The following is a 26,072-nucleotide window of genomic DNA, read 5'->3' on the forward strand; positions in this document are numbered from 1 at the left end:
TTAGAGGTGGGTTTTGTCCCAGCCTCTTTCTTGTGTATCAAGCTTTATTATGATTGAGCAACCTTCAATTTCTTAAATTCCTCTGTCAGCATTGGCACGACTTCAAATAAATCACCAACAATTCCATAATCAGCAACTTTAAAGATGTTTGCTTCTGGATCCTTATTAATCGCAACAATTACTTTTGAACTGCTCATTCCTGCTAAATGCTGAATCGCTCCTGAAATTCCGCATGCAATATAGAGATCTGGTGTGACTACTTTACCTGTTTGGCCGATTTGCAAGGAGTAATCACAATAATCCGCATCACATGCACCGCGGGAAGCACCTACTGCTCCTCCTAGGACATCGGCTAGTTCTTTAAGTGGCTGAAAACCATCGGCACTTTTCACTCCACGTCCACCTGCAACGACCACCTTTGCTTCCGAAAGATCAACACCTTCACTTGCTTTGCGAACTACTTCTTTAATAATCGTGCGAAGATCCTTAATTTCTGCAGATACAGTGCTTACCTCCCCTGTTTTTCCCTCATCCTTTTGTAATGGGCTTATATTGTTAGGTCGGACTGTTGCAAAAATAATTCCATCTGTTACAATTTTCTTTTCGAAAGCCTTACCAGAGTATATTGGACGTGTAAATACTAGATTTCCGCCTGCTACTTCAACATTAGTAGCATCTGAAATAAGACCAGTATTTAGCTTACTTGCGATTTTTGGAGATAAATCTTTTCCAAGTGCTGTATGTCCAAATACGATACCTTCTGGATTTTCATTGCTTACAACTGCCATAAAGGCTTGCGAGAATCCGTCAGAGGAATATTGTTTTAACTTTTCATCTTCCACTACTACTACTCTATCAGCACCGTAATGAATTAACTCATTAGCTAGTCCCGCTACTTCTTCCCCAATTAATACGCCGACTACTTCTCCGCCTTCTGCAACCGTCTTACCAGCTGCAATTGCTTCAAATGAAACATTGCGAAGTGATCCATCACGAACCTCACCTAATACTAGAACTTTTCTTGCCATTAGAAAAACCTCCCTGTATGTTAAAAATATCGTCTAATTTTTCGATAATAAACGTATGGAATTTCCCCGATTCAATCAAACTACTTTTGCATCATGATGAAGCAAGTTTACAAGTTCTTTCACTTGAGCATCTAATTCGCCCTCTAATATTTTTCCTGCTTCTTTTTTAGGCGGTAAATAGACTTCAATCGTTTTCGTTTTTGCTTCTACGTCATCCTCATCTAAATCAAGATCATCTAGTTCAAGCTCCTCTAATGGCTTTTTCTTCGCTTTCATAATTCCAGGCAAAGATGGATAACGCGGTTCATTTAAGCCTTGTTGTGCAGTAACCAATAATGGTAAAGACGTTTCAATAACTTCGGAATCTCCTTCCACATCACGTACGACCGTTACCTTGTCCCCATCAACGGTCAATTTTGTAATAGTCGTTACATATGGAATATTTAATAAATCTGCAACCCTTGGCCCAACTTGACCAGAACTATTATCAATTGCTACATTTCCGCCAATTATTAAATCTGCTTCTTTATCTTTCAGAAATTCTGCTAAAATCTTGGATGTTGTAAATTGGTCAGCATAATCTATATCATCCTCTATATTAATAAGAACGGCCTTATCTGCACCCATTGCTAATGCAGTACGAAGTTGTTTTTCAGCTTCTTCATTTCCTACTGTAACAACTGTTACTTCACCACCGTGAGCATCTCGAACTTGAATTGCTTCTTCCACAGCATATTCATCATATGGATTAATAATAAATTCAGCGCCATCTTCATTAATTTGTCCACCCGAGAGCGTAATTTTTTCCTCCGTATCGAATGTTCTTTTTAAGAGTACAAAAATATTCATCCTAACCCCTCCTACATTTAATAAACATTTCGTTAGTTTTAAAGATTACAATAATTTAATATATAAAATGGCATTATGAATGCCGTTTATCACTATTCACCTGTAAAGTTTGGTTCACGCTTTTCAATAAAAGCTGATATTCCTTCTTGCCCGTCCTTTGATTTAAAGACATGCCCAAAAAGCTCTGACTCCCTTTTGACACCTTTGTAGAAATGATCTGTTTTCCCATAGTTTAATAGCTCAATAGCAGCAGCAATAGATACTGGGCTTTTCTTTGCAATTTTTAGTGCAAGCTCTTTTGCTTTTGGGATTAATTCTTCTTCCGCATATGCATGATTAGCAAGTCCCCATTTTACTGCTTCTGTTCCCGTAATAGGCTCACTAGTGAATAACATCTCCATTGCTTTTGCGGACCCAACGTAACGCGGAAGTCGTTGTGTGCCCGCAAAACCTGGAACTAATCCTAATTGTAATTCCGGTAGTCCGAGTTTTGCTGTTTCGGTTACCAGTCTAATATGGCAAGCCATCGCAAGCTCCAAACCGCCGCCAAGTGCAGCACCATGGATAGCAGCAATGATTGGTTTTGGAAATCTTTCCATTCTCTCAAACAAATCTTGTCCTTTTTGACCAAGTTTACCGAAATCCTCTTCTGTTTTAATAGTTGTAAATTCTTTGATATCTGCACCTGCTGAGAAAAAGCGTCCCTCTCCGTGGAGTATAACAACGCGTATTTCTTTATTTGCTTCAATCTGATCCAATACTTTTGAAAGCTCTTCCAAAAGTCCTGATGCAAGAGCATTTGCTGGTGGTCTATGGATTGTTACAATTGCTACATGATTTTCCTGCGAAAAAGTGAAAAATTCCATTAACGTTCTCCTCCTTTTCCAAACTAATCATTTCAGATGGGGAATCCTAAATCCCCCTTCTGAATAATGTCTTTTCTAAAGGCTATATTTGTATTATTTATTATACAGATAGCGCCTTTATTAATAATCGATGAACAGATGGTGCCAATGCCACTAAGTCATACTTTTCCTCATTCATTACCCATGTTGTAACAAGTTCATCTACAGTACCAAAAATCATTTGTCTAGCAACCCTTCTATCTAGGTTTGGATCGAATTCACCCGTTTCCATTCCATAGAGGAGAATCTCATCGACTAATTGAAAATATCCTTTTAGGACATCATTGATTTTCAATCGCAGATCTTTATTCGATTGACGTAATTCCAATTGAGTTACGACAGCCATATTATGGTCTTCGGATAATATAGAAAAATGACTTTCCACCATTACTAATAGTTTCTCTGCAGCTGATTCTTTTCCTGCTATTCCTTTTCTTATTTTTTCAGTAAAGGAACCCATTTTTTCCTGAAACAATGATATTAAGATATCTTCCTTATTCTTAAAATAAAGATAAATGGTTCCATCCGCGACTCCGGCTTGCTTTGCTATCTTGGATACTTGTGCTTGATGATACCCGTTTTCAGCTATTACAATAACCGCCGCATCTATTATTTGTTTGTATTTTGGTTTATTACTTTTCAAGACGGTTGTTTTCCTCCATTCTCAGTGAAGGGTTGGAAATTTAATTATTTTATTTCCATTCCATATAAGTATAATAAAGTAGTAACGATAAAAATGAATGACTATTCATTCATATTCTTATCTTAATTTGAAATCATATTAATGTCAAGAATATTCCGTTCAAAAATGAAGAGCCTTTTTAATGGGCTCACAAATTTAATTTACCCTATATTATCTTGTTCCTGCTGTCTTTTTTTCTCTTCCTCAATTAATGTCCTTCGCAAGATTTTCCCGACAGCTGTTTTCGGTAACTCTTTTCGAAATTCATAAATTCTCGGAATCTTATAGGCTGCTAAGTATTTTCTTGTAAATGCATTTAATTCGGCCTCTGTTACATTTGCATTTTCTTTTAATACTACATATGCCTTAACTGTTTCTCCGCGATATGGGTCTGGTACACCAGCAACTACTGCTTCTTGTATATCAGGATGCTCATACAAAACTTCTTCTACTTCTCGGGGATAAATATTATATCCTCCTGCAATAATCATATCCTTTTTCCGATCCACTACATAGAAATATCCTTCTTCATCCATATAGCCTAAATCACCTGTAAATAACCATCCATCCTTCAATACTTGGTCTGTCTCTTCCGGCCGGTTCCAATATCCTTTCATTACCTGTGGTCCTTTAACCGCTATTTCCCCGATTTCACCAGGAGGTAATTTTTCACCGGTTTCTAAGGAAATTATCGCAGCATCTGTGTCTGGCCACGGGACACCTATACTTCCTTTTACCCTTTTTTTATCCCAAACAAAATTAGCATGAGTAACCGGAGAAGATTCAGTCAATCCATAGCCCTCTACAAGCTTTCCGCCAGTTACCGCTTCAAATTTTTGTTGCACATCAACCGGTAAGGGAGCAGATCCGCTTATGCACGAATCAATCGAGGATAAATCATATTTTTTTATATCCGGATGATTTAACAAGCCGATATAAATGGTTGGTGCACCAGGGAATAATGTCGGACGTTGTTTTTGTATTGTCTTTAAAGTAGTTTCTGCATCAAATTTTGGCAATAACACCATTTTGTATCCCTGCATAACAGATAAAATAAGTACAGCAGTCATGCCGTAAACATGGAAGAATGGCAGCAAACCTAAGACAACTTCTTCGCCTTTATTTGCTTTATATATCCAGGCATCACACATCGTTGCATTAGCGACTAGATTTTTATGAGTCAACATCACGCCTTTTGGAAATCCGGTAGTTCCTCCAGTATATTGCAGTAATGCTAAATCATTTTCAAAATCAAAATCGGGGTCTGCCGGGGGTATCTCAAAGACCGTTTCAGCTAATATTTTTTTAAATAGATGATGGTTTCCGCTATGTTCTACCTTTACAACAATCCCTGTTTGTTTCTTTTGTATAAACGGATATACAACGTTTTTAGGAAACGGCAAATAGTCTTTGACAGCGGTTACAATTATGTCATTTAAATTAGTTTTTCCCGCTACTTTTGATACCCGTGGAAAAAGAATATCTAGTGTAATAATGGCTTTTGCACCTGAATCCTTCATTTGATACTCAAGTTCTCTTTCCGTATAAAGAGGGTTTGTCTGGACAACTACGCCTCCCGCATAAAGCACACCATAATAGCTTATAACGGACTGTGGTCCATTTGGCAGCATTATTGCCACTTTATCACCCTTTTTGATTCCAAGCTTCCGCAAATAACTAGCTAATTTTACGGATGACTCATATACTTCTCTGTATGTCATTTCCTTCCCCATAAAATGTATAGCAATTTTATCTGAATAATTTCCTGCTGCCTCTGTTAAATAAGCATGCACGGGTTTTTCCTCTAGTTGTAATGTTTTAGGAATTTCTTCAGGATAATGAGACAACCATGGTTTATTTTCCATTTAACCCCTCCTAAAGGCAAACTAGACGTCAAAAAATTTAAACTACTCTTATTATTATAGTCTATTGTCGTAGTAGATACAATTTGAAAATCCAAAAAATGAATTGTTATTCATTTATCACAACAAAAAAAGGATTGCTTAATACAATCCTTACTTTATAAATAAATAGATTATACCAAAAAGAATAAAACATCCACATAAAACAAATAAAACCTTTGCCAATCTCTCCATTAAAAAAACTCCTCTTACGAAATACTAGCTCCAATAACAAACGATAGCCCAATCGAAATCATCATGGAAATAAATCCAACAGCACGATTATCATTTTCAATTTCTACGTCAATTTTAAATTTTGGTGTTAAAAATTCAAAAATAAAGTATCCAATTAATAATAGTATAAATCCGTATACTCCCCATCTAATCATCATGAATAATGAATCATGGTCAAGAATCGAATACCTAAAAATATTGGCAATACCCAAAATTTTTCCGCCGGTAGCCATTGCAACTGATATGTTTCCGTTTTTAATTTCTTCCCAATTTTTATATTTCGTAACCATTTCAAAGACAGTCAAAAATACAACCATACATAAAATCACAACACTGTAATAACCAGCAGTTTGTACAAAATGATTTTCCCAAAAATGATTCATGTAATCTAAATACTCCTTCACATCAAAATTAGAGGAGGAATGAACAAGAGCGAAAAGCAAGCCTTTAACACTTGCTTTTCTTATATCTAGCTATAGGTACTCCATGGGACAACGGATAAGCAAGATGCCTATGCTTTTCTTATTTAAATTCTACAACCGTAATTCCGCTGCCGCCTTCTCCAGCCTCACCTAGTCTTATACGTTTTACAGACCGATGATGTTTCAAATATTCTTGGACACCTGACCTAAGAGCACCTGTACCTTTTCCGTGAATAATCGAAACCCTTGGATAGCCGGCCAAAAGTGCATCATCTATATATTTCTCCACTTTTAGTAAGGCATCTTCATATCTTTCTCCACGAAGGTCCAACTCAAGTCCAACATGATAATCTTTTCCTTTTACAGTTGCAAGCGGCTTTGAAATTACTTTCTTCTCGGATTGAATAAATTCCATATCCGATTCTTTCACTTTCATTTTCATAATTCCCATTTGTACTTGCCATTCATCATCTCCGATTTTTTCAAGGAGCTGACCTTTTTGATTAAAGCTAAGAACTTTTACCTCGTCCCCTGATACAAATTGCCGCTTATTTTTCGCTTGCTTTGCAATCGTTGACTTCTCAATGGAAGGAACAGCTTGTTCTAATTTTTTTCGAGCTTCTATTAATTCATGTTCTTTAATTTCAGCATGATGATTTAAACGCATTTTTCGTAAATCACGAATAACTTCCTCTGCTTCTTCTCTTGCTTTTTCAACTATCTTTGCAGCCTTTTCCTCAGCCTTTTCATATAGGGCATCCCGATTTCCATAAAACTCTATCATTTGCTTTTGTAAATCCTTATGCAGCTTTTCCGATTGTGTTAAGAAATCGTGCGCCTCCGCTAGTTCCCGATCTGCTTCCCTCTTGCTTTTTTCCAGGGCAGCAATCATATTTTCTACTTCATTACTATCAGTGCCAATATGTGCACGTGCTGTCTTGATAATCCCTTCTGATAAACCGAGTCGTTTAGAAATTTCAAATGCATTACTTCGTCCTGGGACACCAATTAATAATTTATAAGTGGGGCTCAAAGTTTCCACATCAAACTCCACACTCGCATTAATGACCCCTTCACGATTATAGCCATATGCTTTTAATTCTGGATAATGCGTAGTGGCTACAACCTTCGCTCCCCTTTGATAAACTTCATCTAGTATGGAGATGGCCAATGCTGCCCCTTCCTGAGGGTCTGTTCCTGCTCCAAGTTCATCAAATAAAACAAGGGATTCATGATCGACATATTTCAATATATCCACAATATTTACCATATGGGAGGAAAAAGTACTTAAACTTTGCTCAATTGATTGTTCGTCCCCTATGTCAGCAAATACTTCTTGAAAAACAGCAATTTCAGAGCCATCGAGTGCTGGTATTTGTAAACCTGCCTGTGCCATTAAAGTACAAATGCCAATCGTTTTTAAGGTGATGGTTTTTCCACCTGTGTTTGGCCCTGTAATGACCATAGTTGAATAATCTTTTCCTAGTGTAATGTCATTTGGTACTGCTTCATCGATAGGGAGCAGCGGATGTCTAGCCTTGTACAAATGGATAACACCATTGTTGTTAACTTTTGGTCTTGTCGCTTTAATAGATTTACTGTAACGAGCCTTCGCAAAAATAAAGTCTAAATCACCTAAGATATCCACTATAATATTCAACTCATTGGCTGCTTCTGCTACTTCAGCTGACAGTTCCATTAATATTCGCTCAATTTCCTGTTGTTCTTTCATATGAATTTCTCTTAATTGATTATTTAATTCGACAACAGATTGCGGTTCTATAAATAATGTTTGTCCTGATGATGACTGATCATGAACAATCCCGCCATAATTTGCGCGATATTCTTGCTTCACTGGAATAACATAACGATCATTACGAATCGTAATAATAGCGTCAGAAAGCATTTTTGTTGCATTCCTGGATCGAATTAAACTTTCCAGCTTTTCACGGATACGACTTTCATTTGAGCGCAATTGCTGGCGAATATGTCTTAATGTTTCGCTTGCTGAATCTAAAATATCACCGTTTTCATCAATAGCTTGTTTGATTCTATGCTCTAGTGGAGTCAATACCTCAATCTGTGCAGCTTTTTCCTCCAAAATTGGAATGTCTACTTCGTTTTCTACTAGTCCCTCTATGAATCGCTTCATACTCCGTGAAGCATAAATAGTGCTAGCTGTCTGCATTAGTTCAATTGGATTTAATACCCCGCCTATGACAGCCCTTTTGACATGTGCACGTATATCATATATGCCGCTGAGCGGTGCATGCCCCCTTAAACGCAACGCATTTGCTCCCTCATCCGTCTCTGCTTGCAGCAGTAAAACTTCTTCATAAGAAGAGGATGGTTTTAAAGCTTGAATCTTCTCTGCACCTAATGTAGACGAAGCATGTTCACCTAGCAATTCCTTAATTTTATTAAATTCTAATGTTTTAAATATTTTTTCCTGCATTCATTCAGCCTCCATCTTTAGCTGTGATCGCGATTTAGAAATGCGATTAACTCATCTGGCTCTAAAGTGTTTAAAACAGTCTTTTTTTCTATCCAACCTTTACGAGCCGTTCTTACGCCTATATCCATGTAATTCAAGTTTTCTATATAGTGAGCATCTGTGTTTATTACTATTTTAACACCTTGTTCTTGTGCTTTTTTTACATATGCAGGCATTAAGTCCAGCCTGTTAGGGTTTGCATTTAACTCTAATATGGTATTCGTTTCCTTTGCCAGTTCGATTAATAAATCAATATCCACATCATATCCTAATCGTCTTCCAATTTTCCGTCCAGTTGGATGGGCGATAATATCAACATGAGGATTCATTAAAGCGGTTCTTAGTCTTTCCATAATTTGTGATTTAGACTGGGAAAAGCTTGAATGAATTGAGGCAATGACAATATCCATTTCTGCTAATATTTCATCATCAAAATCAAGTGTTCCGTCCGGCAATATATCCATTTCAATACCAGATAGAATCACAATATCATCATATTTTTCATTTAAACCTCTAATAATCTCCTTTTGCTCCTTCAGTCTTTCAACGGTAAGACCGTTTGCCACTTTTAAATATTGTGAATGATCTGTTATAGCCATGTATTTATAGCCTTTTGCCCGGCAAGCTTCAATCATTTCCTCAATCGATGCGGTGCCATCGGACCAGGTGGTATGCATATGAAGATCGCCTTTAATATCGTTAAGCGTAACAAGCTCCATATTAGATTGATATTCTTTAACTTCCTTGCCATCTTCGCGTATTTCAGGTGGAATAAACGGGAGTCCAAAATGACGGAAAAAATCTTCCTCTGATTCGAATGTGAGCACCTCACCAGTTTCCTGTATTTCCACCCCATATTCGCTTATTTTTTCTCCACGTTCCTTAGCGAGCTGACGCATTTTCACATTATGATTTTTTGAACCAGTAAAGTGATGCAGGGCTGTAGCAAATTGCTCAGGTGTCACAAGACGAAAATCAATATTGACATCATATGTGTCAGAAATAGTTATCGAAACTTTGGTATCCCCACTAGCAATTGCTTCTGAAGCCTCATTTAATCTTAGTAACTGTTCCTTTACTAACTTTGGATCATTTGTTGCAATTACATAATCCAAATCTTTTAATGTTTCTTGCAATCTTCTAAGACTTCCTGCTCTAGAATATTGTACAATCCCTTTCATTTCCTTAAGTGCTGACTCAATTATTTCGATATATTTCAACATAAAGGCAAGTGGGAAACGATCGGGCTTAGAGCCAATGGAATTAATGGCTTCTAAAATTTTTTCCTCTGTCTTTTTTCCAAATCCTTTTAATGCTTGAACTTCTCCAGATTCACATGCATCCCTTAAGGAATCAACATCCGTAATGCCCAATTCTTGATACAATCGGGCAATTTTTTTCCCGCCAAGGCCTTGTAATTGCAATAATGGAATAAGGCCTTTCGGTACCTCAGCTTGCAGCTCCTTTAGCACAGTGGATTCTCCAGTAGCGATAAATTCTTCGATAACCGAGGCCGTACCTTTTCCAATTCCATTAAGAGCTGTAAAATCCTCTATCTCAGTTAATAATCTTGGGTCAGCTGTTAAAGCAGCAGCAGCTTTTCGAAAAGCGGATATTTTAAAGGAATTTTCTCCTTTTAATTCTAAATATGTTGCAATTTGTTCAAGTAACCGAATAACATCCTTTTTATCTACATTCATGAATTTACACCATCCCCATCTTAAGTACCGGTTCCATATCTATACTATATACTAGCAAATAAGTGGATAAAAAGAAAAAACTCCTCTTGAAGAGAAGTTTTATCCTACATAATCCAGCCACCACTGTTTGACTTGATTTGACAAGATAGGAGTGTTTTTGATGATTCCCTCAGCTAAGAATGATTTGTCAATCCAATGCTGGATTATTTCGATTGGAACTAATGCCCCGATGTATAATACAATAAAGACTAGTAGGTAGACTTCAATGAAGCCGAGAATTCCACCTGCCCAAACATTTAATTGCTTAATAACTGGAAATTTGGCAACAAAATCAAGCATGGAACCGATAATATGTAATATAATTTTCACAGCAAAAAAGATAATCGCAAAGGCAATCACTCTGTAATATGCTTGTTCGAGATTCATTCCATCAAAAATCATTTTAAAAGAAGCATTCTCATCTATGGATGGGTACGGAATCCAAAGCTTTAATTTGTCAGCAAAATCAGCATAATACATATAAGCAACAATAAAGGCAATGATAAAGCCTGTTATGTGAATTAATTGAAGGATGAAGCCTCTTCGTAACCCATTAAAAAAACCAATCACTAAGATTAATAGAATTACAATATCAACCATGTCAGTTTCATTCCTTTATGTATATTCAATTTCAAGTTTAATCGAACATGGCAAAAGAAGTTTGCCGATACTAAAATACTAAATATTATCATAACACGAACGGAGTAAATTTGGGAAGAATTGTCCACCTATGTCGATAAGGGGAATTATTCAATTGGAGGAATAAAATGACCAATATTATTATGAAAGCAGCACCTTCTTTATTAGAAAAAATGAAAGACCATTATAAGCAAGCACTTTTAGAAAAAGTTCCACAAGGTGGGCTTTTTGTGGCTAAAACGAATAACTGCACGATTACCGCGTACCGTTCTGGAAAAGTCATGTTTCAAGGAAAAAATAATGAGATGGAAGCAGCTAAATGGGGAAATGCTGAGCCATCGAAATCTCCTACAGCATTTAAGGCAAAAACATCCGGATCTGCCCTGCCAGAAAATATAGCCAGCATGTCCTTCATCGGCTCAGACGAGGTTGGAACGGGAGATTATTTTGGCCCAATCACGGTTGTGAGTGCTTATGTAAGAAAAGAGCATATCCCATTACTGAAGGAACTCGGGGTAAAGGATTCAAAAAATTTAACAGATCCGCAAATCATGAAAATTGCTAAAGATTTACTTTCTATCATTCCGTATAGCTTGCTCAAACTTCAAAATGAAAAATATAATCGGTTGCAAGCATCTGGAATGTCTCAAGGAAAAATGAAGGCCATTTTGCATAACCAAGCATTGATTCATCTATTAAAAAAAATTTCTCCTGAAGAGCCTGAAGGAATTCTCATTGACCAGTTTGTAGAAGCAAATACTTATTTCCGCCACTTACAAGGTCAGAAGGAGATTTGCACAAACAATGTGTATTTCAGTACAAAGGGTGAGAGCATTCATATCGCGGTTGCAGCTGCTTCTATTTTAGCCAGATATGCGTTTGTAAAGGCAATGGATAAATTAAGTGAGGAAGCTGGTTTTACTCTTCCGAAGGGTGCCGGACATCAGGTTGATCAGGCTGCAGCAAAATTAATCCAACTAAAGGGGGAAGCTTCTTTGGATCATTTTACAAAATTGCATTTTGCAAATACGGAAAAGGCGAAAAAAATTTCAGAGAGTATGTAATGTGAAATGCAGAATCGAGTTTTGCGGACACCAGTCCCCTAATTGTGATTAAACGGACAAAATCCTTATGAAAAAGGACACAGGTTCCGGTTATTCGGGAAAGAGTCAGTGATTATCGTATGATTTCCCTTACATAACGTACTCTGTGTCCAATGCTTAAATCATTTTATGGAAATAGCGGATTCTCTGTCCGCTTAAAAACCTAAGTATTTACTCCCCGCTTTTGCCTTCTATTATTCTTTCAGGATGAGAATAGATATTAAATTGATGTTTTCTAATAAATCCTACAACCGTGATTCCAAGGTCATTTGCCAGCTCAATGGCCAGTGTCGTTGGAGCTGATTTAGACAGAATAATCCCGATTCCCATTTTGGCTGCTTTTAATAACACTTCCGATGAAACCCTGCCGCTAAAAGAAATGATTTTATCATTGCGAGGCAATTTTTCTTTTAAACAAATACCATAGAGCTTATCAAGTGCATTGTGACGTCCAATATCCGTTTGAATATATAACAGTTGGTCGGCTGTGCAAAGCGCTGCATTATGAACCCCGCCAGTTTGTTGAAAATCAACGGATTGCTCATGCATAAGCTTCATGAGATGAAAACATTGTTCACTAGTAATCTGATTTTTACTAAGAACGGTTCTCGCTGTTCTTGCATCATTATGAAAATAAAATTGCCTACTTTTCCCACAGCAGGAACCGATGAATCGTTTTGAATAAAATTCCTTATTAATAGACTGCTTGATCTTCAGGCTAATATACACAAGTCCTTTTCCTTCATCCACTGCCATTGAAGCGATTTCTTCGAACGTACGAATTAGGCCCTCTGACGCTAAAAAGCCAACCACGAGCTCCTCTAAATTGGTTGGTGAGCAAACCATTGTCGCAAATTCCTCATTATCGATAAAAATTGTTAGAGGATATTCCATTGCCACTTCATCTTGCATATCAACAAAGGAATTTCCGTCAAACTTGATTATCGGCACACTGTTTCTTACACTGTTTTCCATAATTTCGCCTACTCCGTAACAATTTACCATTAGAATATCAAATTTTCTGTAAATTGTATAGAAATAGAGATTAAATGATTGCTTGTGAACAAATTTGTAGATTTAGCTTGTATAAGTTCTATGGTAAAATGAATAAAATGGTTATAAAGGAGATGAACAAATATGTACGATGTTTATACCTCGGTAAATAAACGGAATCTAATGGGATCCGTGTTAAAAGCATTTGCTCTTTCCCTATGTATGGCTGTCATTGGTATGCTTATCGGAACGATGGTACCTCCAGCATTATTCATGCCATTAATAGTCGTGGAGTTCATCATGATTCTATCTGCATTTCTTTTAAGAAAGAAAAAAAGCGTTGGATATGGATTTTTATTTGCCTTTACATTTATCTCAGGTATTACAACTTATCCAATAGTTGCACATTACTTAGCAACCTCAGGGGCTAAAGTTGTATTATCTGCTTTCACCGCAACCCTTGTTATTTTCGCCGTTATGAGCTTTGTTGGTACAAAAACGAAAAAAGATTTATCCTTCTTAAGCGGGTTTTTATTGACGGCTTTACTTGCTTTAGTTGTTATCGGATTGATCAATATCTTTTCACCGTTCTCCTCTACTGCGCTTTTTGTCGCATCGATTATCGGAACGGTAGTCTTCTCTCTTTACATCATGTTTGACTTTAATCGCATGAAGCGTATGGAATTTACAGAAGAAGCAGTTCCACTGCTAGCACTTAACCTATTCCTAGACTTCATTAACTTGTTCTTAGAGTTACTAAGGTTCATCGGTTTTCTTAGCAGGGATTAAATAAAACGCAGATCCAGTTAGGATCTGCGTTTTTGGTTTTATCCTCTTAATTCCGCACCCGCTTCGTCTTTTACAGCTGCAAGTACTTTATCATGTGCTTTTACCACTTCTTCGTCCGTTAATGTTCTTTCAGGATCCATATAAGTTAAAGAGAAGGCAATAGATTTTTTACCTGGTTCCATATGTTCCCCTTCATATAAGTCAAATATGGAGACATTCCTCAATAATTTCCCGCCCACGTTCTGGATAATTTCTTTTAACTCACCAGAGTTCACATTACGATCTACTACTAATGCGATATCGCGTATAATCGCAGGGAAGCGTGGAATAGCGTTGTATTGAAGAGCTGGAACTATGTGTTCAAAAACTGGCTCCATATTGATTTCAAATACATACGTTTCTTTTAAATCCAAGTCTTTTTGAACTTGCGGATGTACTTGACCCACATATCCTATTACATTTTCATCAAGGACAACCTCTGCCGTTCTACCTGGGTGCATTCCATCCACAGCAGCAGCTTTATAAGTAATGGAGTCACTTACACCAAGCTTTTCAAACAGGCCTTCAAGAACTCCTTTTGCCACATAAAAATCAACTGGCTTTTTCTCACCTTGCCAAGGATGGTTTAACCACAAACCAGTGATCGCGCCAGCCAAATGTTCATGCTCTTCAGGCTGCTCATTATCTGTTGTTTTTAGAAAGACAGATCCAATTTCATATAAAGAAATAGATTCATTCTTACGAGCATTATTATAAGATACAACTTCCAATAACTGTGGAACGATGCTCAAACGCAAGTAGCTTCTTTCTTCACTCATCGGCATTGCAAGGCGGATTGGTTCGCGCTTCTCAAGAGCAAACTGCGAAGATTTCTCTAAACTTGTCAACGAATACGTAACCGCTTGGTTCAGTCCTGCACCCTCTAAAAATCTTTTTGTCGTGCGGCGTTTTCTTTGAATATCACTTAACCCTCCAGGAGTTGCAGCACCTGTTGGTAAGGTTGTTGGTAAATTATCATATCCGTAAAGTCTTGCAACCTCTTCAATTAAATCTTCTTGGATCGTAATATCTCCACGACGTGTTGGAACCGTAATAGTAAAGGTGTCATTGTCAACTTCAACGCCAAATTGCAAACGATCAAAAATATCCTGCACTTCTTCTTTTGTTATGGAGGTTCCTAAGAAAGAATTTATTTTATCCAGTGTAATGGAAATAACAGCAGGTTCCACTTTTAAAGAATTAACCTCAACTGTACCATCCAGAACCTCACCACCGGCATATTTAGCCATTAATTGGGCTGCTCTTTCTGCTGCAGGATGAACTCGATTTGGATCAATTCCTTTTTCATATCGTGAACTTGCTTCACTTCGTAAGCCGTGATCTTTTGATGCATTTCTGATTGTTTGCGCATCAAAATATGCGGATTCAAGCAAAACTGTAGTTGTATCAGAAGTGACCTCTGAATTTGCACCACCCATAACACCAGCCATAGCTACAGGTTCTTTTCCGTTTGTAATAACAAGATGATTCGACTTTAATGTTCTTTCTGCATCATCTAGGGTGACAATTTTTTCTCCTTCATGTGCTAAACGGACTACGATTTCTTTTGTGCCAAGCTGATCATAGTCAAATGCATGTAATGGCTGACCGTACTCTAATAGGATAAAGTTTGTAATATCTACCACGTTATTATGAGGGCGAATACCTGCGGACATTAATCGCGTTTGCATCCATAATGGGGACGGTCCAATTTTTACATTTTTAATCACTTTTGCTGTATAAAGCGGATTTTCTTCTTTTGCTTCCACTTTAACAGAGATATAATCGGAAGCTTTTTCAGAAGAATGCTCATGATCAACACTTGGAAGCTTTACTTCTTTCCCTAAAATTGCTCCTGTTTCATAAGCAACACCTAGCATGCTTAAACAATCAGAACGGTTTGGAGTTAAACCTAACTCTAGCACTTCATCATCTAAATTTAATAAGGCAAGTGCATCAGAGCCAACTTCCACATCATCTGGGAAAACAAAAATTCCTTCTGAATATTCTTTAGCAACTAGTTTATTGTCTATTCCAAGCTCTTTAAGCGAACAAATCATTCCGTTTGATTCTTCTCCGCGAAGCTTGGAACGTTTGATTTTGAAATTGCCTGGTAAAACTGCTCCTACCGTTGCTACAGCAACCTTTTGGCCTTTTCCAACATTTGGTGCACCACAAACGATTTGTACTGGTTCGCCTTCGCCTAAATCAACCTGGCAGACGTTCAATTTATCAGCATTTGGGTGTTTTTCACATTCTAGGACATGCCCTACCACAACACCGCTGACACCCTTGCTTTTTTGTTCTACACCTTCCACCTCAATACCGCTACGTGTAATTTTTTCTGCAAGATCGTGTGCGTCAACTCCTGTTAAATCTACATATTCTTGCAGCCATTTATAAGAAACTAACATTTATATCCCTCCTACTATAATGTGGCCTTTCACTAAATTGTTGCTTTTCGTATTTTGTTTAATATCCTAATAGGGGACTCTATCTTACGAAAGAAACGAATCCACCCTTACAATTAGCCTCATCAGGTTTTCCTGTTAGCAACAAATCACAAAGAAAAGAGCCATTACTCATTTACTGCAAATTGCTTTAAGAATCGAATATCATTTGTATAGAAATGACGAATATCATCAATTCCGTATTTTAACATCGCAATACGTTCAGGTCCCATTCCAAAAGCAAATCCTGTATACTTTTTAGAATCAAATCCTGCCATTTCCAAAACATTCGGATGAACCATACCTGCTCCTAGAATTTCAATCCAGCCAGTTCCTTTACATACACTACATCCTTCACCACCACAGATCTTACAAGTGATGTCCATTTCAACAGATGGTTCTGTGAATGGGAAGAAGCTTGGACGGAGGCGGATTTCACGATCTTCTCCAAACATTTTCTTAGCAAACACTTGTAGGGTACCTTTTAAATCACCCATAGTGATGTTTTCATCCACCACTAAACCTTCAATTTGCATGAATTGATGAGAGTGTGTCGCATCATCATTATCACGGCGATATACTTTACCAGGGCAAATAATTTTCACTGGTCCTTTGCCTTCATGCTTTTCCATTGTTCTTGCTTGTACAGGTGATGTATGAGTGCGAAGCAGCAATTCTTCCGTAATGTAGAAGGAATCCTGCATATCACGAGCTGGGTGACCTTTTGGCAGGTTCAATGCTTCGAAGTTATAATAATCCTTTTCTACTTCAGGTCCTTCTGCCACTTGATAACCCATTCCGATAAATAGGTCTTCAATTTCTTCAATTACCTTTGTTAATGGGTGATGATTACCTACCTTTACCGGACGTCCAGGAAGGGTAATGTCAATTGTTTCAGAAGCTAATTGTTTTTCAACAGCTGCTGCCTCTAATGCTTCTTGTTTTGCTTCGATTTTTTCACTAATCGCAGCTCGAACTTCATTTGCCAGAGCCCCCATTTTAGGTCGTTCCTCAGCGGATAATTGACCCATTCCTCTTAAAACTTCGGTAATGGGACCTTTTTTTCCTAAATACGCAACACGAATATCATTTAATGATTTTAAGTCCTCGGTTTGCTCAATTTTTTGTAAAGCCTCGGCTTGAAGCTCTTTTAGTTTTTGCTCCATGATTTTTCCTCCTTTGATTAGACAAGCATAAGCGCCTTGCTCATCGGCGTACGAATAAGTGAAATTTGAAGTGTCATTTCACCTTCGGCGTCTTCGACTTACATAAAGGAAACACAGCGATGTAGTTCACGAGCAAGTGAAATTATCACTTAAATTTCAGCTGATGTCGACTTATCGTAGGGAATAGACGTAGAAATCCGCTAGCCGATAGGCGCTCAAGCTAGACAGCATCCAAACTTGTTATAATAATTTTTGAGATAAAAAACGTATACGTTATTACCTCCAAATAAAAAACCCCGTCTCCACAAAGGGACGAGGTTATCATCGCGGTACCACCCTAATTAACATAAAAAAACATTATGTTCACTTCACTTTGATAACGGCTTTTCACCGAAGCATCTTTACGTTTCAAAAACGGTCCCGATGCTGACTCCAGGGGTGAACTTCACTTAATTCTTCATAAAAATGCTTTCAGTCTTCGGCATTTTCTCCCTGCATGAATTTCATAAGCTACTCTTCCCTATCATTGTCTTTCATCTCATTCAATTGTTTCTATTATAGTATTTTGTGAAATGATTTTCAAATGGATTTTAATATATTATGTCATTTTTTATCTAAGTGACCTCTAATTTTTAAAATAATACATCAAAATGCCAGCAGCAACTGCTACATTTAATGATTCACTCTTTCCAAAGATAGGTATGTACAGATTTTTATCTGTTAAAGATAATACTTCTTTTGATACACCATTCCCTTCGTTCCCCAAAATAAGGGCAAAGGAGGGTTCCGGTTGCACTTCTTTATAAGGAATTCCATTTTCCAGCGCTGTACCGTAGATTGGAACATTTGCAGCCTTTAGTTTTGGAATCCATTCCTGTAAATTCCCCGACAAAAACTCCACATGAAAATGGCTTCCTTGAGCAGAGCGAAGAACCTTAGGATTATAAATATCTGCAGTCCCTTTCCCTAAAAGTATCACATCGATTCCAGCAGCATCCGCTGTTCGAATCATCGTACCTAAATTTCCCGGATCTTGAACACCGTCAAGTATTACATATGATTTACCCGTTAAGTCATCAATGGTAGCTTTTCTTATCTGACATATCGCAAAAATACCTTGCGTCGTTTCGGTATCGGAAATTAGTTTGCTTATTTCTGACGTAACTCTCGTTATAGATAATTCACTTACGTCCCAATTTGAAGGTATATCTACTTCTTCACTAACAATGATTTCCATTATATCCTCTTTATACTGTAGGGCTTCCTCTACTAAATGAAAACCTTCCAGAATATAAGTGTTTGTTTTTTCACGTTCTTTTTTGGCTAATAACTTTTTCCATTGTTTTATTTGGGGATTTTGTATGGATTGGATATATTTCACAAGACAGTTCTCCTTATTATAGCTTGACTATCATTATAACGTATTTTTCATACATAGAAAATTTACTTAGTGTAATGATAAAAGGGAAAAGAATAAAAAGGAGTGTGTCTTCATGAATTTGAACCTTCGAAATGCTATTATTCACAACGTTTCAGGCAATACACAAGATCAATTGAAAGATACGATTGTAGATGCAATACAAAGAGGCGAAGAAAAGCTGCTTCCAGGTTTAGGCGTGTTATTTGAGGTAATTTGGAACAATGCGGATCAAAAGGAACAAGAAATGATGCTTGATACACTAGAACAAGGTTTAAAACATTAAGCAGCAATATCAATTAACAGAAGTTTTTATTAGAAGTTCTAAATACCATCTGAAAGAAAAATCGACGCAATGCGGCCCCTTCAGAATTCTAAAGACCATTTGTTCGAGGAAATAAGTGGGAGATAGGCTTTATTAGGGGCATAAAGACCCTTTTCATTCAAAAAATCAGTCTGAATGGGTCTTTAAAAGGATTCTAAAAACCAATCGATGTCCAGAAACGCTATAGAAATAGCACCTTATGTAAATAAGCGGAATTAGTGTCCGCCAAAAGCAAAACACGCATGGATTTCTCAAATATCCATGCGTGTTTGCTTGCTTATAGCAGTCTTACTCAAATGTAAGTTTATTTACTGTATCTCTGTCTAAGCGCTTAATTACTTCTGTAATTAACTTCACTGCATTTTCATAATCATCACGATGAAGCATTGCAGCGTGTGAATGAATATAACGAGTTGCAATGGTAATAGCCAGTGATGGGACACCATTTGCTGTTAAATGGATGGAACCCGCGTCTGTTCCGCCACCAGGAATCGATTCAAATTGATACGGGATATTTAATTCCTCCGCAACACCTACAACTAAGTCACGAAGTCCTTTATGAGATACCATTGAAGCATCATAAAGGATAATTTGAGGACCTTCACCCATTTTACTCATTGCTTCTTTTTCAGAAAGTCCTGGTGTGTCACCTGCAATCCCTACGTCAACACCAAAGCCGATATCAGGCTTAATAACATTTGCAGCTGTCTTAGCTCCGCGAAGACCAACTTCTTCCTGAACATTTCCTACTCCGTATACAATGTTTGGATGATTTTCATTTTTTAAGTTCTTAAGGACATCAATTGCAATCGCACAACCAATACGATTATCCCATGCTTTTGCTAAAAGCATTTTTTCATTATTCATTACAGTAAACTCGAAATATGGAACGACCATATCCCCTGGCAATACGCCCCACTCAAGAGCTTCTTCTTTGCTGGAAGCACCAATATCAATAAACATGTCTTTGATTTCGTATGGTTTTTTACGAACTTCAGCTGATAATACATGTGGCGGTTTTGAACCGATAATACCTGTAATATCTCCTTTTCGGGTCACAATTGTCACACGTTGAGCAAGCATAACTTGTGACCACCAGCCTCCAACCGTTTGAAAACGGATAAAGCCCTTATCATCGATTTTTGTTACCATGAAGCCGACTTCATCTAAATGGCCAGCCACCATGATCTTGGGGCCATTCTCATCGCCAACTTTTTTCGCAATTAAACTGCCTAAACCATCAGAAGTAATTTCATCAGCAAACGGTTCTATGTATTTTTTCATCACATCATAAACTTCACGTTCATTTCCTGGAATGCCTTTTGCATCTGTTAGGTCCTTCAGCATCGTTAATGTTTCATCTAATTTAGCCAATATCATGACCTCCGAATTAATAATATGTACCTTCCCTATTATAATGGAAAAAGCAAAAATGTACAAAAATTCTGCTATTAATATGTTTTCTCTCTCATATATTACTTCATTACTAATTAAATATACCCGCTACGACCTTCTTAAAGAATAAAACAAGATGAATGCAAATTAAAAAATGACTGGAGCACCTTTATCAAGTGATCCAATCATTATATAATCTTCATTTTCAAGGTGATTTTCCGTTCTGTATGTAAATCCAATTGAGGTTTATATTTGAAACTATTCTATTAATCCCGGAGTTCTCTTCCTCATCACGATTCTACCGAAACCATAATAAAAATGAAACAATATCATCGCAAACAACGTAGATTAAGAAATCTTTTAAATAAGGGGCTAAAACGATATGAGCGTAATTGCATTTCTACCTTTGTTACTTAGTGTAGTTCCATTAGTTATTTGCATCCTTCTTCTTGTTTGGATTCATGATATTAAAATGAATTCTGTAAGACAAGTAGAACAGAATAAACAAATCATACAATTATTACATGATATGAATAATAAAACCAAAAATCCTAATATGTAAAGAACGTAAAAATGCCCTTATATTTGGGCATTTTCGTTTCATGATGTACCATTAAAAAATTCACGCCACTTCATCACAACCACTTTTTCTCTTAAAATATAAAACAAGATTGAAAGTGCAAGCAGTATCATGATTATCATGCCTGGAGTAAAGCGGGAAATAAATTGTCCGAACACAGTATAGAAAAAAACTAGAGGAATATTGGTTACTAGAGAGCCTTTCATAAAGTCACGAAAATTTGGATTTCTTTCTATTAAACAAATCGTTAATAGTTGATAATGGACGAAGGGAATGAGCCGTAAAATAGCAATTTGCCCTACTGTTAACTTTGCATGCTGCCCGAACCACTTTTGTTTAATTCTAACAAACTTCTCAAAGGTGCGCGGCATTTTTTTTATCCAAACAAAGCTAATAACGGATAGCAGCAGCAACCCTATTAAAGAATAAATAATTCCTAATAAGCTTCCGAAAAGTATCCCACCTGCCATACAAACAACTGCTACTGGTATAAATAGGAATTGCCTTAGTAGGTGAAATAAGATAAACAAAAATGGGGCTAAAATGGCACTACTTTCAACAAATGAAAATAAGATCACTAATTGATCATTCACATTCTCACCCGCCTTTGATGATTTATCTAAGATGGTGAACCATATTTATAACATATTGAACAAATCAGATGGTTATTACTTAAATATGCAAAATGAAGTAGAAAAGGATTAAATCGAGCAGCGCTAAAATTGGAAATCCCCATTTAAAATTTGGATGCTGTGTTTTATGATGGAATATCTTCATTCCTATGGTCGTTCCACATGCTCCTCCAATGGCCGCAACTCTCCAAAGTGTTTTTTCTGGAATTCTCCATTTATGCTTTTTGGCATAATTTTTATCTGCTCCCATGATTATCAGCCCTGCTATATTGATGATAATAAAATAACTTATGACAATCTTGTTTATCATTTGTATCCCCCTATATAAAAAGCCATTCTCTTGATCTAGAGAATGGCTTTCTATGTCTAGCACAACACCTATCGGCTAGCGGATTTCTCCGTCTCCTCCTACGATAAGTCAACATCAGCTGAAATTTAAGTGATAATTTCACTTGCTCGTGAACTACCTCAGCAGGTTTCCTTTATCTCGAGCCTACGACTACGTAATCCGTATGCCGATGGGCAAGGCGCTTTCGCTTTTCTTCTTTTCTTATTTAGAAAATTGAGCTTTTGCTTGGTTTGCAAGTTCTGCAAATGCTTTTTCATCATGGATAGCAAGATCAGAAAGCATTTTACGGTTTACTTCGATGCCAGCAAGCTTAAGTCCGTGCATTAAACGGCTGTAAGAAAGACCGTTAATACGTGCAGCTGCATTGATACGAGTAATCCATAGCTTACGGAAGTCGCGTTTTTTCTGACGACGGTCACGATAAGCATACATATAAGATTTCATTACTTGTTGATTAGCAACTTTAAATAATGTATGTTTTGAACCAAAATAACCTTTTGCTAGTTTAAGAACTTTTTTACGACGTCTGCGGGTAACTGTTCCGCCTTTTACACGTGGCATAATATTTCCCTCCTATTTCAATTACGAACGATTAGATATTAGAAAGCATTTGACGAATGCGTCTGAAATCACCTTTAGAAACTACAGTTGATTTACGAAGCTTACGTTTTTGTTTTGTTACTTTATTTGCGAACAAGTGGCTTCTGTAAGCATGAGAACGTTTAAGTTTGCCAGAACCTGTTCTCTTGAAACGCTTTGCTGAGCCGCGGTGAGTTTTCATTTTTGGCATAGGATTTTCCTCCTCATAACTTTACTTTTCTGTTTTTGGTGCAAGAACTAAAAACATACTGCGTCCGTCCATTTTCGGCTTAGATTCGATTGTGCTAACCTCTGCACAAGCTTCAGCGAAACGGTCAAGAACCCGTTGACCAATTTCTTTATGTGTAATCGCACGGCCTTTGAAACGAATGCTTGCTTTTACCTTGTCTCCCTTTTCAAGAAACTTAAGGGCATTGCGAAGCTTTGTATTAAAATCATGTTCTTCAATGGTAGGGCTCAAACGAACCTCTTTAATACTGATGACTTTTTGATTTTTACGTGCTTCTTTTTCTTTCTTTTGCTGTTCAAAACGATATTTACCATAGTCCATAATACGAGCTACTGGCGGTTTTGCATTTGGTGCAACCAGAACAAGATCAAGGTTTACCCTTGAAGCAATTTCGATTGCTTCATTACGGGATTTAACACCTAGCTGCTCACCGTTTTGACCAATAAGACGCACTTCACGTGCGCGAATGCCATCATTTACCATCATATCTTTGCTAATAGTTAGCCACCTCCAAGGTATAATCGAGCAATCAGAAAATCTATGATTACAAAAAAGTAACTATAGCTCGTCTTTTGCTTCCTGGAAGCTAAGGCAAGCTTAGAATAGGTTTGGGTTAAAGAATTCCGCCATCATTGAACTTTTATATTGTTAGGTTTCTTGACAAAATAAAAAGTGCGGGCAAGAGTTACCCGCACTTACATTCACGCATGAATAGTTTTTGAATGTGATGAATTTCGAAACCTGCCAACTGCAATAAAAGCGTCAATCAGGCGAGAAGCGGGTTGCTCCTTCTTTTCCCTAAACTAATATTCAATTTACCTTAGATAATATAACATATTACTTTATTCGATGTCAAATGGCTTGCTGTTAGTATTTTTTAAAACAACATCATTTATATTATCAAAGATTTATTTATGGTGCAATGGAATTTTTATTTTTTCTCTTGGACTTCGGTTTTTAAGTTCTCTATAAATTGATCAAACGAAATAGTTTCTGATTTTTGTTCACCATATTTTCGAACATTAACCGCATTGTCTTTTACCTCATTATCCCCTACAACAAGCATGTACGGGATTTTTTGCATTTGTGCTTCACGGATTTTATATCCCATTTTCTCATCGCGTAAATCTAATTCAACCCTAAAACCTGCTGCCTTTAACTGTTCTTTTACTTGTTTAGCGTAATCTAGATGTGCATCAGGAGACACAGGGATAACCGTTGCTTGTACAGGAGCCAACCAAGTTGGGAATGCTCCCTTATATTCTTCAATTAGATAAGCTACGAAGCGCTCCATGGTAGATACAACACCACGATGGATAACAACAGGGCGATGCGGTTTGCCATCTTCACCGATATAATTTAAATCAAATCTTTCCGGAAGCAAGAAATCAAGCTGCACAGTAGATAATGTTTCATCTTTTCCTAATGCTGTACGAACTTGCACATCTAGTTTTGGACCATAGAAAGCTGCTTCTCCTTCTGCTTCAAAATACTGTAAGCCAAGATCGTCCATTGCGTCCTTTAACATCGATTGTGCTTTATTCCACATCTCATCATCATCAAAATATTTTTCCTTGTCTTCAGGATCACGATAAGAAAGACGGAAGGAATAATCGGTAATATTAAAGTCTTTGTATACCTCAATAATTAATTCCACTACTCGTTTAAATTCATCGCGAATTTGATCTGGACGTACGAATATATGAGCATCATTTAAAGTCATACCGCGTACGCGCTGAAGTCCTGATAAAGCACCTGACATTTCATAACGATGCATCGTTCCTAACTCCGCAATTCGAATTGGTAATTCACGATAACTATGAATACCATTTTTGAATACCATCATATGATGAGGGCAATTCATCGGGCGAAGTACAAGTTCTTCATTATCCATTTCCATTACCGGGAACATATCTTCATGATAGTGATCCCAATGGCCACTTGTTTTATAAAGATCCACGCTACCCATAATTGGTGTGTAGACATGATCATAGCCAAGGCTTACTTCCTTATCCACAATATAGCGTTCTACAACTCGTCTAATAGTTGCACCCTTTGGCAGCCACAACGGCAAACCTTGTCCAACTTTTTGAGAAGTCATGAACAAGCTTAATTCTTTCCCTATTTTACGATGATCTCTTTCTTTTGCTTCTTCTAGTAAACGAAGGTGTTCATCCAATTGCTCTTTTTTGAAAAAAGCAGTTCCGTATATGCGTTGAAGCATTTTATTATCGCTATTTCCACGCCAATAAGCACCTGCGATGCTTAATAGTTTGAACTCTTTTATTTTACCTGTGGAAGGTACATGGACCCCGCGGCAAAGATCAATGAATTCTCCTTGTTCATATACGGTGACTTTTTCATCCGCAGGAATAGCTTCGATTAGTTCTTGCTTATACTCATCACCAGCAAAAATTTCCTTTGCTTCCTCCCGCGTCACTTCTTTTCGGACAATTTCTAAGTTTTCGTTTACAATTTTCTTCATTTCTTTCTCTATTTTCGGAAGATCTTCCGGTGTAATTGACACATCGACATCCATATCATAATAGAAGCCTCCTTCGATAACAGGACCAACACCCAATTTGACATTATCAAACAAACGTTTAACTGCTTGCGCCATTAAATGGGCTGTACTGTGACGGAGGATTTCCAATGCTTCTGGTTGATCTGGTGTAATAATCGCGATTTTTCCATCTTCATGGATAGGTGTGCGAAGATCAATAAGCTTTTCGTTAAGCTTACCTGCCAAAGCTTTTTTCTTTAAACCAGGACTGATAGAAGCTGCAATGTCCTCTGTTGTTGTTCCAACGGCGAATTCCTTAATCGCTCCATCTGGAAATGTAATTTTAATCTCTGACATATATGTCCACTCCTTATTTGTATTAGAAAATAAAAAAACCCGTCCCTATGAAAAGGGACGAGTATTATTCACACGTGGTTCCACCCTATTTTTCACTTCCATGAACTAGAAATGACTTAGGATATTTTTAACGGAATATACCCGTCAACTATTACTAGTTAAAAACGTTCACAGTTGAAGTTTAGAGGTGGTAAGTATTCAAATCGTGATGGAAAGATTTCACCGTGCCTTTCCTCTCTGAAAACCGTAAAG

General features: G+C 37.2%; 24 protein-coding genes and 3 other annotated features (1 of these 27 running past the window's edge). Of the genes, 4 read left to right on the forward strand and 20 right to left on the reverse strand.

From position 1 onward, the window contains the following. Positions 1-47 precede the first annotated feature (47 nt). The 9 genes from CWO92_RS14225 to CWO92_RS14265 all read right to left on the reverse strand — a co-directional run bounded on the left by CWO92_RS14225 (position 48) and on the right by CWO92_RS14265 (position 10,854). Positions 48-1,028 carry an electron transfer flavoprotein subunit alpha/FixB family protein gene (locus CWO92_RS14225; RefSeq protein WP_101354881.1) on the reverse strand — a complete coding sequence of 327 codons (981 nt, stop codon included), beginning with the start codon at positions 1,026-1,028 and terminating at the stop codon, positions 48-50. A gap of 75 nt (positions 1,029-1,103) precedes the next feature. After that, on the reverse strand, positions 1,104-1,877 hold the full coding sequence (locus CWO92_RS14230; RefSeq protein WP_101354882.1) for an electron transfer flavoprotein subunit beta/FixA family protein: 774 nt from the start codon (positions 1,875-1,877) through the stop codon (positions 1,104-1,106). 92 nt (positions 1,878-1,969) lie between these two features. Further along, the gene (locus CWO92_RS14235) at positions 1,970-2,743 is read right to left on the reverse strand and encodes an enoyl-CoA hydratase (RefSeq protein WP_101354883.1); all 774 of its coding nucleotides are present in this window, start codon (positions 2,741-2,743) and stop codon (positions 1,970-1,972) included. Positions 2,744-2,843: 100 nt separating this feature from the next. Continuing rightward, positions 2,844-3,425, reverse strand: coding sequence for a fatty acid metabolism transcriptional regulator FadR (gene fadR / locus CWO92_RS14240; RefSeq protein ID WP_101354884.1), 582 nt, complete (start codon positions 3,423-3,425; stop codon positions 2,844-2,846). 200 nt (positions 3,426-3,625) lie between these two features. Beyond that, positions 3,626-5,329 carry a long-chain-fatty-acid--CoA ligase gene (locus CWO92_RS14245; protein ID WP_101354885.1) on the reverse strand — a complete coding sequence of 568 codons (1,704 nt, stop codon included), beginning with the start codon at positions 5,327-5,329 and terminating at the stop codon, positions 3,626-3,628. A gap of 245 nt (positions 5,330-5,574) precedes the next feature. After that, positions 5,575-5,982, reverse strand: coding sequence for a DUF350 domain-containing protein (locus CWO92_RS14250; RefSeq protein WP_101354886.1), 408 nt, complete (start codon positions 5,980-5,982; stop codon positions 5,575-5,577). Positions 5,983-6,121: 139 nt separating this feature from the next. Further along, positions 6,122-8,476 carry an endonuclease MutS2 gene (locus CWO92_RS14255; RefSeq protein WP_101354887.1) on the reverse strand — a complete coding sequence of 785 codons (2,355 nt, stop codon included), beginning with the start codon at positions 8,474-8,476 and terminating at the stop codon, positions 6,122-6,124. A gap of 17 nt (positions 8,477-8,493) precedes the next feature. Then, positions 8,494-10,215 carry a DNA polymerase/3'-5' exonuclease PolX gene (gene polX, locus CWO92_RS14260; protein WP_101354888.1) on the reverse strand — a complete coding sequence of 574 codons (1,722 nt, stop codon included), beginning with the start codon at positions 10,213-10,215 and terminating at the stop codon, positions 8,494-8,496. Between the two features lie 99 nt (positions 10,216-10,314). After that, entirely contained in the window at positions 10,315-10,854 is a 540-nt protein-coding gene (locus CWO92_RS14265) for a CvpA family protein (protein WP_101354889.1), read from the reverse strand. Between the two features lie 167 nt (positions 10,855-11,021). Here CWO92_RS14265 and rnhC point away from each other — a divergent pair, with 167 nt between their 5' ends. Then, entirely contained in the window at positions 11,022-11,957 is a 936-nt protein-coding gene (gene rnhC, locus CWO92_RS14270; protein ID WP_101354890.1) for a ribonuclease HIII, read from the forward strand. A gap of 210 nt (positions 11,958-12,167) precedes the next feature. Here the strand turns inward: rnhC and fdhD are convergent, their stop codons facing one another. After that, positions 12,168-12,971: a formate dehydrogenase accessory sulfurtransferase FdhD gene (gene fdhD / locus CWO92_RS14275; RefSeq protein ID WP_101354891.1), complete on the reverse strand. Its 804-nt coding sequence runs from the start codon at positions 12,969-12,971 to the stop codon at positions 12,168-12,170. Positions 12,972-13,133: 162 nt separating this feature from the next. Between fdhD and CWO92_RS14280 the strand changes: the two genes are divergently transcribed. Next, positions 13,134-13,778, forward strand: a complete 645-nt coding sequence (locus CWO92_RS14280) for a Bax inhibitor-1/YccA family protein (protein WP_101354892.1) — start codon at positions 13,134-13,136, stop codon at positions 13,776-13,778. Between the two features lie 38 nt (positions 13,779-13,816). Here the strand turns inward: CWO92_RS14280 and pheT are convergent, their stop codons facing one another. The 3 genes from pheT to CWO92_RS14295 form a co-directional block, all read right to left on the reverse strand. Beyond that, positions 13,817-16,231 (reverse strand): phenylalanine--tRNA ligase subunit beta, encoded by a 2,415-nt coding sequence (gene pheT, locus CWO92_RS14285; protein WP_101354893.1) that lies wholly within the window; start codon positions 16,229-16,231, stop codon positions 13,817-13,819. 164 nt (positions 16,232-16,395) lie between these two features. After that, the gene (gene pheS, locus CWO92_RS14290; protein WP_101354894.1) at positions 16,396-17,433 is read right to left on the reverse strand and encodes a phenylalanine--tRNA ligase subunit alpha; all 1,038 of its coding nucleotides are present in this window, start codon (positions 17,431-17,433) and stop codon (positions 16,396-16,398) included. A gap of 305 nt (positions 17,434-17,738) precedes the next feature. After that, positions 17,739-17,969: a binding site (T-box leader), on the reverse strand. An 89-nt stretch (positions 17,970-18,058) separates the two neighbouring features. Further along, complete coding sequence (locus tag CWO92_RS14295) at positions 18,059-18,814, reverse strand: TrmH family RNA methyltransferase (protein WP_101354895.1); 756 nt, start codon at positions 18,812-18,814, stop codon at positions 18,059-18,061. A gap of 112 nt (positions 18,815-18,926) precedes the next feature. Here CWO92_RS14295 and sspI point away from each other — a divergent pair, with 112 nt between their 5' ends. Further along, the gene (gene sspI, locus CWO92_RS14300; RefSeq protein WP_101354896.1) at positions 18,927-19,136 is read left to right on the forward strand and encodes a small acid-soluble spore protein SspI; all 210 of its coding nucleotides are present in this window, start codon (positions 18,927-18,929) and stop codon (positions 19,134-19,136) included. Between the two features lie 327 nt (positions 19,137-19,463). Here the strand turns inward: sspI and CWO92_RS14305 are convergent, their stop codons facing one another. Then, the gene (locus tag CWO92_RS14305; RefSeq protein WP_101354897.1) at positions 19,464-20,549 is read right to left on the reverse strand and encodes a M42 family metallopeptidase; all 1,086 of its coding nucleotides are present in this window, start codon (positions 20,547-20,549) and stop codon (positions 19,464-19,466) included. A gap of 403 nt (positions 20,550-20,952) precedes the next feature. Here CWO92_RS14305 and CWO92_RS14310 point away from each other — a divergent pair, with 403 nt between their 5' ends. After that, positions 20,953-21,132, forward strand: a complete 180-nt coding sequence (locus CWO92_RS14310) for a hypothetical protein (protein ID WP_101354898.1) — start codon at positions 20,953-20,955, stop codon at positions 21,130-21,132. A gap of 38 nt (positions 21,133-21,170) precedes the next feature. Here CWO92_RS14310 and CWO92_RS14315 read toward each other — a convergent pair whose 3' ends face one another. The 6 genes from CWO92_RS14315 to thrS form a co-directional block, all read right to left on the reverse strand. After that, positions 21,171-21,743: a TVP38/TMEM64 family protein gene (locus CWO92_RS14315; RefSeq protein ID WP_101354899.1), complete on the reverse strand. Its 573-nt coding sequence runs from the start codon at positions 21,741-21,743 to the stop codon at positions 21,171-21,173. Positions 21,744-21,822: 79 nt separating this feature from the next. Further along, on the reverse strand, positions 21,823-22,092 hold the full coding sequence (locus CWO92_RS14320; protein WP_321207806.1) for a DUF1294 domain-containing protein: 270 nt from the start codon (positions 22,090-22,092) through the stop codon (positions 21,823-21,825). Between the two features lie 240 nt (positions 22,093-22,332). Further along, positions 22,333-22,692, reverse strand: coding sequence for a 50S ribosomal protein L20 (gene rplT / locus CWO92_RS14325; protein ID WP_055739062.1), 360 nt, complete (start codon positions 22,690-22,692; stop codon positions 22,333-22,335). A gap of 31 nt (positions 22,693-22,723) precedes the next feature. Beyond that, entirely contained in the window at positions 22,724-22,921 is a 198-nt protein-coding gene (gene rpmI / locus CWO92_RS14330) for a 50S ribosomal protein L35 (protein ID WP_101354900.1), read from the reverse strand. Positions 22,922-22,942: 21 nt separating this feature from the next. Continuing rightward, the gene (gene infC / locus CWO92_RS14335) at positions 22,943-23,446 is read right to left on the reverse strand and encodes a translation initiation factor IF-3 (protein WP_133120569.1); all 504 of its coding nucleotides are present in this window, start codon (positions 23,444-23,446) and stop codon (positions 22,943-22,945) included. 174 nt (positions 23,447-23,620) lie between these two features. Continuing rightward, positions 23,621-23,760: a sequence feature (ribosomal protein L20 leader region), on the reverse strand. A gap of 131 nt (positions 23,761-23,891) precedes the next feature. Beyond that, positions 23,892-25,820 carry a threonine--tRNA ligase gene (gene thrS / locus CWO92_RS14340; protein WP_101354902.1) on the reverse strand — a complete coding sequence of 643 codons (1,929 nt, stop codon included), beginning with the start codon at positions 25,818-25,820 and terminating at the stop codon, positions 23,892-23,894. 50 nt (positions 25,821-25,870) lie between these two features. Then, positions 25,871-26,072: a binding site (T-box leader), on the reverse strand (it continues 30 nt past the right edge of the window).

The sequence above is a fragment of the Heyndrickxia camelliae genome (genome assembly GCF_002844575.1).
GTDB classification, from domain to species: domain Bacteria; phylum Bacillota; class Bacilli; order Bacillales; family Bacillaceae_C; genus Margalitia; species Margalitia camelliae.

What these genes read in the sequence shown, in the direction of transcription:
- CWO92_RS14225 (WP_101354881.1), bottom strand. Translation starts at nt 1,028, where the DNA reads ATGGCAAGAAAAGTTCTAGTATTAGGTGAGGTTCGTGATGGATCACTT.
- CWO92_RS14265 (WP_101354889.1), bottom strand. Translation starts at nt 10,854, where the DNA reads ATGGTTGATATTGTAATTCTATTAATCTTAGTGATTGGTTTTTTTAAT.
- CWO92_RS14310 (WP_101354898.1), top strand. Translation starts at nt 20,953, where the DNA reads ATGAGCGTAATTGCATTTCTACCTTTGTTACTTAGTGTAGTTCCATTA.
- polX (WP_101354888.1), bottom strand. Translation starts at nt 10,215, where the DNA reads ATGAATGTAGATAAAAAGGATGTTATTCGGTTACTTGAACAAATTGCA.
- fdhD (WP_101354891.1), bottom strand. Translation starts at nt 12,971, where the DNA reads ATGGAAAACAGTGTAAGAAACAGTGTGCCGATAATCAAGTTTGACGGA.
- pheT (WP_101354893.1), bottom strand. Translation starts at nt 16,231, where the DNA reads ATGTTAGTTTCTTATAAATGGCTGCAAGAATATGTAGATTTAACAGGA.
- rpmI (WP_101354900.1), bottom strand. Translation starts at nt 22,921, where the DNA reads ATGCCAAAAATGAAAACTCACCGCGGCTCAGCAAAGCGTTTCAAGAGA.
- CWO92_RS14250 (WP_101354886.1), bottom strand. Translation starts at nt 5,982, where the DNA reads ATGAATCATTTTTGGGAAAATCATTTTGTACAAACTGCTGGTTATTAC.
- infC (WP_133120569.1), bottom strand. Translation starts at nt 23,446, where the DNA reads ATGATGGTAAATGATGGCATTCGCGCACGTGAAGTGCGTCTTATTGGT.
- CWO92_RS14230 (WP_101354882.1), bottom strand. Translation starts at nt 1,877, where the DNA reads ATGAATATTTTTGTACTCTTAAAAAGAACATTCGATACGGAGGAAAAA.
- sspI (WP_101354896.1), top strand. Translation starts at nt 18,927, where the DNA reads ATGAATTTGAACCTTCGAAATGCTATTATTCACAACGTTTCAGGCAAT.
- rnhC (WP_101354890.1), top strand. Translation starts at nt 11,022, where the DNA reads ATGACCAATATTATTATGAAAGCAGCACCTTCTTTATTAGAAAAAATG.
- pheS (WP_101354894.1), bottom strand. Translation starts at nt 17,433, where the DNA reads ATGGAGCAAAAACTAAAAGAGCTTCAAGCCGAGGCTTTACAAAAAATT.
- CWO92_RS14235 (WP_101354883.1), bottom strand. Translation starts at nt 2,743, where the DNA reads ATGGAATTTTTCACTTTTTCGCAGGAAAATCATGTAGCAATTGTAACA.
- CWO92_RS14255 (WP_101354887.1), bottom strand. Translation starts at nt 8,476, where the DNA reads ATGCAGGAAAAAATATTTAAAACATTAGAATTTAATAAAATTAAGGAA.
- CWO92_RS14280 (WP_101354892.1), top strand. Translation starts at nt 13,134, where the DNA reads ATGTACGATGTTTATACCTCGGTAAATAAACGGAATCTAATGGGATCC.
- rplT (WP_055739062.1), bottom strand. Translation starts at nt 22,692, where the DNA reads ATGCCACGTGTAAAAGGCGGAACAGTTACCCGCAGACGTCGTAAAAAA.
- CWO92_RS14320 (WP_321207806.1), bottom strand. Translation starts at nt 22,092, where the DNA reads ATGATAAACAAGATTGTCATAAGTTATTTTATTATCATCAATATAGCA.
- thrS (WP_101354902.1), bottom strand. Translation starts at nt 25,820, where the DNA reads ATGTCAGAGATTAAAATTACATTTCCAGATGGAGCGATTAAGGAATTC.
- CWO92_RS14245 (WP_101354885.1), bottom strand. Translation starts at nt 5,329, where the DNA reads ATGGAAAATAAACCATGGTTGTCTCATTATCCTGAAGAAATTCCTAAA.